Origin of the sequence: Streptomyces sp. SID5910 (assembly GCF_009862125.1) — a bacterium.
Lineage (GTDB): Bacteria > Actinomycetota > Actinomycetes > Streptomycetales > Streptomycetaceae > Streptomyces.
This window is the reverse complement of record NZ_WWHX01000623.1, coordinates 1-6,752: the sequence shown is the minus strand read 5'-3', so window position 1 is coordinate 6,752 and position 6,752 is coordinate 1. Positions and strand designations below refer to the sequence as shown.

Genomic DNA, 6,752 nt, shown 5'->3' with positions numbered 1-6,752 from the left:
AGGGTCAGCGGCGGTGGACGCTGACCGCGTAGCCGCCGTCGTCGTACGGGTCGGCGTCCCAGGTGGCGAAGCGGTCGGTGAGGGTCAGGCCGGCCGCGGTGCAGTGGGCGTCGTAGTCCGCGAGGGTCAGGGCGGGCGGCACGGGCAGGTGGGCCCGGTCCAGGCCGAAGCCGGCGACGAGCAGGCCGCCCGGACGCAGGGCCCGGGCCAGCGTGGCGGCGACGGCGGCCTCGGTGCCCGGGGTGAGCAGCGGGAAGACGTTGCCCGCGGCGACGACGAGGTCGAAGCCGGCGGTGACGCCCGCGGCGGCCGGGTCGAAGGCCGAGAGGTCGGCCTCCAGCCAGGTCAGCTCCGGCGCGCCGCGGCGGGCGACGGCCAGCATGGAGGCGTCCTGGTCCACGCCGACGCCGTCGTAGCCGAGGCGGGCGAGCCGGCTCAGGACCCGCCCGGTGCCGCAGCCGGCGTCCAGCACGCGCGACCCCGGGGGCACCAGCGCGGCGCAGAAGCGCGCCTCGCCGTGGACGTCCTCGCCCTGATCGGCGAGTTCCGCGAAACGAGCGGCGTACCGCTCACCGGACCCGCCGCCGGTCAGCTGCTCCCATCGGTTCATGGAGGCAAGCCTAGGCGGTCCGCCCCGGGCGTCCCTCCGGCGCCGGTGTCCGCGGCGGGGGCGTGACCGCGTCGCCGTCGGCCGGGCCCAGGCTCGCGAGCAGGCGCAGGCCGTCCTCGGTGGGGCTGCCGGGTGCCGCGGACAGCACCAGCAGCTCCGTGCCGGAGGCGTCGGGCAGCGAGAAGTTCTCCTGGTGCAGTTCCAGCAGTCCGACCAGCGGGTGCCGGTAGGCCTTGCGGCCGTGGGTGCGGGCGCGCACGTCGGCGCGGGCCCACAGGCGGCGGAAGCGCTCGCTGCCCATCGCCAGCTCACCGACGAGCGAGGCCAGCCGGGGGTCGTCGGGGTATTTGCCGGCGGCCAGGCGCAGATGCCCGACCGCGTCGAGGGTGCAGGTCTCCCAGTCCGCGTAGAGGCCGCGCTCGGCCTCCTCCAGGAAGATGTGCCGGGCGGTGTTCAGGCCCGGCAGCGGCCGGCCGAAGAGGAGCCCGGCGAGGCGGTTCCCGGCGAGCACGTCCAGGCGGTGGTTCATGATCAGCGCGGGGGCGTCGGCGACCAGGTCGAGGACGCGCAGCAGCTCCGGCCTGACCCGCCCGCCCGGCGCCTTGGCGGGGCGGTGGCGCTGCCGGGCGAGCCGGTGCAGGTGCCCGCGCTCGGTCTCGTCCAGGCCGAGGACGCGGGCGAGCGCGTCCAGGACCTGCTCGGAGGGCTGGGTCGCGCGGCCCTGCTCCAGGCGTACGTAGTAGTCGACGCTGACCCCGGACAGGTGGGCGACCTCTTCGCGGCGCAGCCCCTCCACCCGGCGGCGGCTGTCGGTGGGGATGCCGGCGGTCGCCGGGTCGACCCGGGCGCGCCGGGTCCGCAGAAAGCCCGCGAGATCGTCCATGGGCCCAGTATGGCCCCGGTGTTCGGCCGGGAAGGTGGTCCTGCCAGTACCAGGAAGTCCGGTCCTACGGAAGAGGCGTCCCTGAACACCGGGCGCCGCGGCGTCCAGGATCGGGGGCATCCGATCCGAAGGAGTCCCCATGAAGACGCTGATCGTCTACGCCCACCCGGAGCCGAAGTCGCTCAACGGATCGCTCAAGGACCTCGCGGTGTCCACGCTGGAGAGCGCCGGACACGAGGTGCGGGTGAGCGATCTGTACGCGATGAACTGGAAGGCGGTCGTGGACGCCGCGGACTACGGCGACCACGCGTCGACGCCGCTGCGGGTCGCTCGGGACTCGGGCCGCGCCCTCGACGCCGGGGCGCTCACCCCGGACGTGCGCGCCGAGCAGGAGAAGCTGCTGTGGGCCGACACGGTCGTCTTCCAGTTCCCGCTGTGGTGGTACACGATGCCGGCCATCCTCAAGGGCTGGGTGGACCGGGTGTTCACCTTCCACTTCGCGTACGGCGTCGGCGAGCACAGCGACACCAAGTACGGCGAACGGTACGGCGAGGGCACCCTCGCGGGCAGGAGGGCCCTGCTGTCGGTGACCGTCGGCGGGCTGGAGGCGCACTACACCGCGCGCGGGATCAACGGCCCCGTCGACGACCTGCTGTTCCCGATCCAGCACGGCATCCTCTACTACCCGGGCATCGAGGTGCTGCCGCCGTTCGTGCTGTACGGCACCGACCGCATGACCGACGAGCGGTACGCGGACGCCGCCAAGGCCTGGGAACAGCGCCTGCTCACCCTGGAGTCGACCGAACCGATCGCCTTCCGGCGGCAGAACTCGGGCGACTACGAGATCCCCTCGCTGCACCTGAGGGAGGGGCTGGAGCCCGCGGGCCGTACGGGTTTCGGGCTGCACGTGCGCGGCTGACCGACGGCGGCCGGCAGGGGGTCCCGGGCGCGGACCCGAGAGGCGTCCCGCGGGCACCGCGAGGGCAACTCCCCCTACCCGCCGGTGAGTTCCACGGGCCGTGCCCCCGGGGCCGCGTCGGTCCCGTCGATCGACAGGGACCCGTCCGCCGCCGGTGCCTTCTCGATCCGCCAGCGCTGCGCGGTGGAACCGTCGTGCACCTTGACGACGATGTCGGCGTCCGGCGCGCCGGAGGTGGCGGCGAGGGCGAGCTGGTTCTGCCAGCGCGGCAGCAACGCGCCCTGCGCGGTGCGGTCGTAGCGCACGGCGTCGCTCCGCCCGGTGCCCTCGTCGGCGCAGGTGCCGAGGATGACGACGCCGGCGTCCGCCTGCGAGTCGAGGCACAGCCCGGGGTCGGCGACGCTGCGCAGCAGGCCGTCGTCCTCCAGGGTCCACTGCTGCGACCACGCCTCGGAGCAGGCCGCCAGCCGGGCGCCCGCCCCGGCCTTCGGCTCGCCCCGCACGTCCAGGCAGAGGCCGGCGGCGACGTTGCGCAGCCGGGTGGCGTCCGCCGCCGCGGGCAGTCCGGCGGTGCCGGGCGGCTTGGGGCGGGAGGTCGCGGACGCCGTGGCCCCGCCGTCGACGGCGCTGGTGGACGCGGCGGGATCGGCGCCGCCGCCGTCGTACGACCACACGTTGACCACGAGGACGATGGCCAGCACCCCCACCGAGGCGGCGCCGGCGCCGCGGAGCAGCGACCGGGCGGAGCGCGGCCGGCCCGGGAGCCGCACGGGTACGGGGAGGCGGGCCAGCAGGCCGGGGCGGCCGCCGCGGTGCCGGGCGGCGGCCCCGGTCTGCGTTCCCCGGTTCGCGCGGCCCGGACGGGAGTCGAGATAGCGGCGGGCGCCCCAGCCGAGCACCGCCTCCGCGATCAGCGGTCCCAGCTCGCGTTCGAAGTGGGCGAGCTGTTCGGCCGCGTGGCGGCAGTGCCGGCACTCCGCGAGGTGTTTGCGCACGTCCGGCAGCAGATCCCCGCCGCGGCGGATCGGGACGTCGAGGAGACGGTTGTGGAAGCGGCAGTCCTGGCTCGGCGCGAGCTGCCGGTGGGCGTGCAGGCAACCGTCGCGGAATTGCTCACGCGCCTGTTCGTACGTGGCCGACGCGGTGTCGGTGTCCATGCCGAGCAGAGCGGCCGGCACGGCAATGGGTTCGCCCTCGACCTCCGTGTGCCACAGCAAACAGCGGGCCGGTCCGGGAAGGGACGCGAATGCGCGCGCGGCCAGGGCGCGGTTTTCCGGAATCAGGGACTTCGCCGCCCGCATACCGCGCCCGCCCGCGGGTTTGAGGAGCTGCGGCAGAACGCCGTTGACCGCGTCGTCGGCCGACCACTGGCGGACGGTGTCGCGCACGGCCACCAGCAGCCGCGGGCGCAGGGCCGTGGCCGGTTCGCCCTGGGCGAGACGGTCCAGCACCCGGTGCTGGGCGGCGGCGGTGACCATGGCGCTGATCTGCCCCGACGCGGCGAGGCAGATGGCCGCGTAGTCGTGGGCCGGTTGCCAGTGCCGGGCCGTCAGCAGCGCGGCGGCCCTGGCGGCCTCGCTCTCCGGTCCGTCCCGGAGCCGGGCGGCCAGCCACTCGTCGGACTCCCCGAAGTCCCCGCCGACGGGCGGAGGGACGGGACGAGGGGGGTGAGGGGTGGGCACTGAGCTGTTTCCTTCCCACGCGCGGGTGACGCAGAAGTTCCGGTCGCCGAAAGGGAATTGGTGTATACCTTTTGGGCGCGGCGCGGGGGCGTGAATTCGCCACGGCGAAAACGGACCCGGTTCTCCACGGTGCGTGCGAGACCCGGCCTTCACCCCCCGCACGAGCGCTTCACTCTCGCACAAATCACTCATGGTCAACAAGGCGTCCGGGGAACGTCGGACCGCTGGGAAAGAACGCCGGAATCCACGGCAACTGTTGTCGCTTACACGGGTTTTCGGATTTCCCCGCGCGCCCCGTGTGAAAGACCCGCACACGCCGGTGTGCCGCGCACGCTCCCGGCGTGCGCCCCGGCGTAGTGGACTGGCGGCGGCCCTTCTCGGAGGCCCCGCGCGGGACGGCGGCTCTCCCGCGCGCAAGGGCCGCCGGCCCCGTTCCTCCCGCCCTCGGCCGGCGGCCCCGGGAAGGGCGGCGCGGGCTCAGAGCTGCCAGGACCGCAGCCGGTCGGCCGCCCCGTAGACGTCGGCGTCACCGGTGAGCAGGTCGCGGGCGAGGTCGACCAGGGCACCGTAGGGCGGGTCGATGCCGGCGCCGCTGGCGAACATGTACGCCACGGCCGTCGCGCAGGCGAAGCGGGCGTTGGCCGAGGGCAGGGGCCTGAGCACGGCGAGGGTGTGCAGCAGCGCGGCGGCCCGCCAGGCGGGGTCGGAGTCGACGCCGAGGCGGGGCGGGTCGACGCGGTGCCGGGCGACGGCGGCGACCAGCGCGGAGAAGTCGTTGATCGTGGGCTGCTCCGGCAGCACCTCCTCGTGACGCTGGAGCAGCCAGGGCACGTCGATGTGCAGAACGGGTGCCATCGGTCAGGCGGCCCGCCCCTCGCCCCGTGCGGGCGGTGGTTCGTCGTCGGGGAAGGCGGCCGCGAACTCGTCGGCGTGGGCGGTGAAGAACCGGCGGAACGCCTCCGCGCCCTCTTGCAGCGCCCGGTGCCGGGCTATGTCGGCGGCGGCGGCCTCCCGCACGAGCGCCTTCATCGACGTACCGCGTTCCTTGGCGATCTGCCGCAGGTCCTCGAGCTCGCGGTCGCTGAACTCCACGTTCAGAGCTGGCATGCCTTCCACGGTACCGCGAGGGTACTGGCCGGTAAATACCGCCAGGTCGGAGCGGAAGCACGACGGTACCGCGGGAAGCGAACGGGTGAACGGACGGTCGGCCCTACTGGACCCGCGCACGCGCCGAGGGCGTCGGGGAAAGCCTTTTCCGTCCCGGGTGCCGCGGCGCACCGGTGTCCCGTGCGCTCCCGGGCGCCTCGCGAGCCCGGAGGTTCGGGTCCGCGCGGCGCCCGGACGCACTAGGCTGGGGCCCAGGTGACGCGCTGGTCACTGTGGGTGTGCGCAATGGAGTGGCGACGATGAGTCCGGTCAACCCGCACGACGACGCCGCCGCGGCCCGCGCCGTCGTCGACGACTCCGGGACGCTGCGGGAGTGGAGCGAGGGCGCGCGCCTGCTGCTGGGCCATCCGGCCGCGGACGTCGTGGGACGCCCCGCTGCCGAGCTGCTGGCCGACGCGGACGACGGCCCGGCACTCGAACCGGGCGCCGAGCGCTGGAACGGGACGCTGGCGCTGCGGCACCGCGACGGTCACACGGTGTCCGTGTGGGTGCTCGCCCGCCACAGACCGCCCGAGGAGGACGGGCCGGGCACCTGGCTGGCCGTCACTCCCCTGCGCCGCGGCCCCGAACGGCCGGACGACCCGCTGGTCAGAGCCGCCCTGACCCAGTCGCCCTGCGCCACGATGATCTTCGACGACCAGCTCCGCATCCGCGGGGTCAACGACGCCATGGCACGGCTCTTCGAGCTCCCCCCGGAGCGCATCCACGGACTGCGGGCCACCGACCTCGGAGGCCGGACGCAGGCCGCCGAGCTGGAGGAGCACATGCGGCGCGTGCTCGCCACCGGCCAGGGCCACGACATGCACACGTATCTCAAGGCTCCCAGCGAGAGCCGCGCCCACGCCTGGCTGGCCCGTGTCGCCCCGCTGACCGGCTCCGACGGCGAGGCGATCGGTGTCTGCGTGACCGCCCACGACTTCACCGAGCAGCACCTCGCCCGGGAACGGCTCCAGCTGGTCAACGAGGCCAGCGTGCGCATCGGCACCACCCTCGACGTCACCCGCACCGCGCAGGAGCTGGCCGACGTGTGCGTCCCGTCGCTCGCGGACTTCGTCAGCGTCGACCTGCTGGACCCGCAGGAGCACGGCGACGATCCCGTGGCCGCGCCGACGCCGCCGGTCGCCCTGCGCCGGAGTGCCCACCAGTCGGTCAACCCGGGATGCCCGGAGGCGGTGGCCGAGCCGGGCCGCCTCGACGTCTACCCGGCCGACACACCGCAGGCCCAGTGCCTGGTCGCGGGGCACGCGATCGTCGCCGCGGTGCCCTCCGGCGACCTGGAGCGGTGGCGGGAGTGGGATCCGGTCCGGGTCGCGCGGATCGAGGAGTACGGCATCCACTCCACGATGTCCGTCCCGCTCCAAGCCCGCGGGACCACCCTGGGGATCGCCGTCTTCACCCGGTTCCGCCGCCCCTACGCGTTCACCCACGACGACGTGCTGCTGGCCGAGGAGGTCAGCGCCCGCGCCGCCGTCTGCATCGACAACGCCCGCC

7 protein-coding genes are annotated in these 6,752 nt (G+C 74.6%); 2 read left to right on the top strand and 5 right to left on the bottom strand.

What is annotated here, in order from left to right; all coding sequences use genetic code 11:
- Window positions 1–4: 4 nt before the first annotated feature.
- Both GTW67_RS22045 and GTW67_RS22040 read right to left on the bottom strand, forming a co-directional pair.
- The gene (locus GTW67_RS22045) at window positions 5–610 is read right to left on the bottom strand and encodes a class I SAM-dependent methyltransferase (RefSeq protein ID WP_161166535.1); all 606 of its coding nucleotides are present in this window, start codon (window positions 608–610) and stop codon (window positions 5–7) included.
- 10 nt (window positions 611–620) lie between these two features.
- Window positions 621–1,493 (bottom strand): helix-turn-helix transcriptional regulator, encoded by an 873-nt coding sequence (locus GTW67_RS22040; protein ID WP_161166534.1) that lies wholly within the window; start codon window positions 1,491–1,493, stop codon window positions 621–623.
- Between the two features lie 139 nt (window positions 1,494–1,632).
- Between GTW67_RS22040 and GTW67_RS22035 the strand changes: the two genes are divergently transcribed.
- Window positions 1,633–2,412 (top strand): NAD(P)H-dependent oxidoreductase, encoded by a 780-nt coding sequence (locus GTW67_RS22035; protein WP_161166533.1) that lies wholly within the window; start codon window positions 1,633–1,635, stop codon window positions 2,410–2,412.
- 74 nt (window positions 2,413–2,486) lie between these two features.
- Here the strand turns inward: GTW67_RS22035 and GTW67_RS22030 are convergent, their stop codons facing one another.
- From GTW67_RS22030 to GTW67_RS22020, 3 genes are all read right to left on the bottom strand, one after another.
- A complete protein-coding gene (locus GTW67_RS22030; protein WP_161166532.1) occupies window positions 2,487–4,094 on the bottom strand; it encodes a ricin-type beta-trefoil lectin domain protein in 1,608 nt (535 codons plus the stop codon).
- Between the two features lie 477 nt (window positions 4,095–4,571).
- On the bottom strand, window positions 4,572–4,949 hold the full coding sequence (locus tag GTW67_RS22025) for a toxin Doc (protein WP_161166531.1): 378 nt from the start codon (window positions 4,947–4,949) through the stop codon (window positions 4,572–4,574).
- 3 nt (window positions 4,950–4,952) lie between these two features.
- Window positions 4,953–5,201, bottom strand: coding sequence for a hypothetical protein (locus GTW67_RS22020; protein ID WP_077797179.1), 249 nt, complete (start codon window positions 5,199–5,201; stop codon window positions 4,953–4,955).
- 299 nt (window positions 5,202–5,500) lie between these two features.
- Here GTW67_RS22020 and GTW67_RS22015 point away from each other — a divergent pair.
- Window positions 5,501–6,752, top strand: a 1,252-nt coding sequence (locus tag GTW67_RS22015; protein ID WP_161166530.1) for a PAS domain-containing protein, incomplete at its 3' end; no start/stop codon positions are given.

Coding starts and splice junctions, on each gene's coding strand:
- GTW67_RS22045 (WP_161166535.1), bottom strand. CDS start 610: ATGAACCGATGGGAGCAGCTGACCGGCGGCGGGTCCGGTGAGCGGTAC.
- GTW67_RS22040 (WP_161166534.1), bottom strand. CDS start 1,493: ATGGACGATCTCGCGGGCTTTCTGCGGACCCGGCGCGCCCGGGTCGAC.
- GTW67_RS22035 (WP_161166533.1), top strand. CDS start 1,633: ATGAAGACGCTGATCGTCTACGCCCACCCGGAGCCGAAGTCGCTCAAC.
- GTW67_RS22025 (WP_161166531.1), bottom strand. CDS start 4,949: ATGGCACCCGTTCTGCACATCGACGTGCCCTGGCTGCTCCAGCGTCAC.
- GTW67_RS22020 (WP_077797179.1), bottom strand. CDS start 5,201: ATGCCAGCTCTGAACGTGGAGTTCAGCGACCGCGAGCTCGAGGACCTG.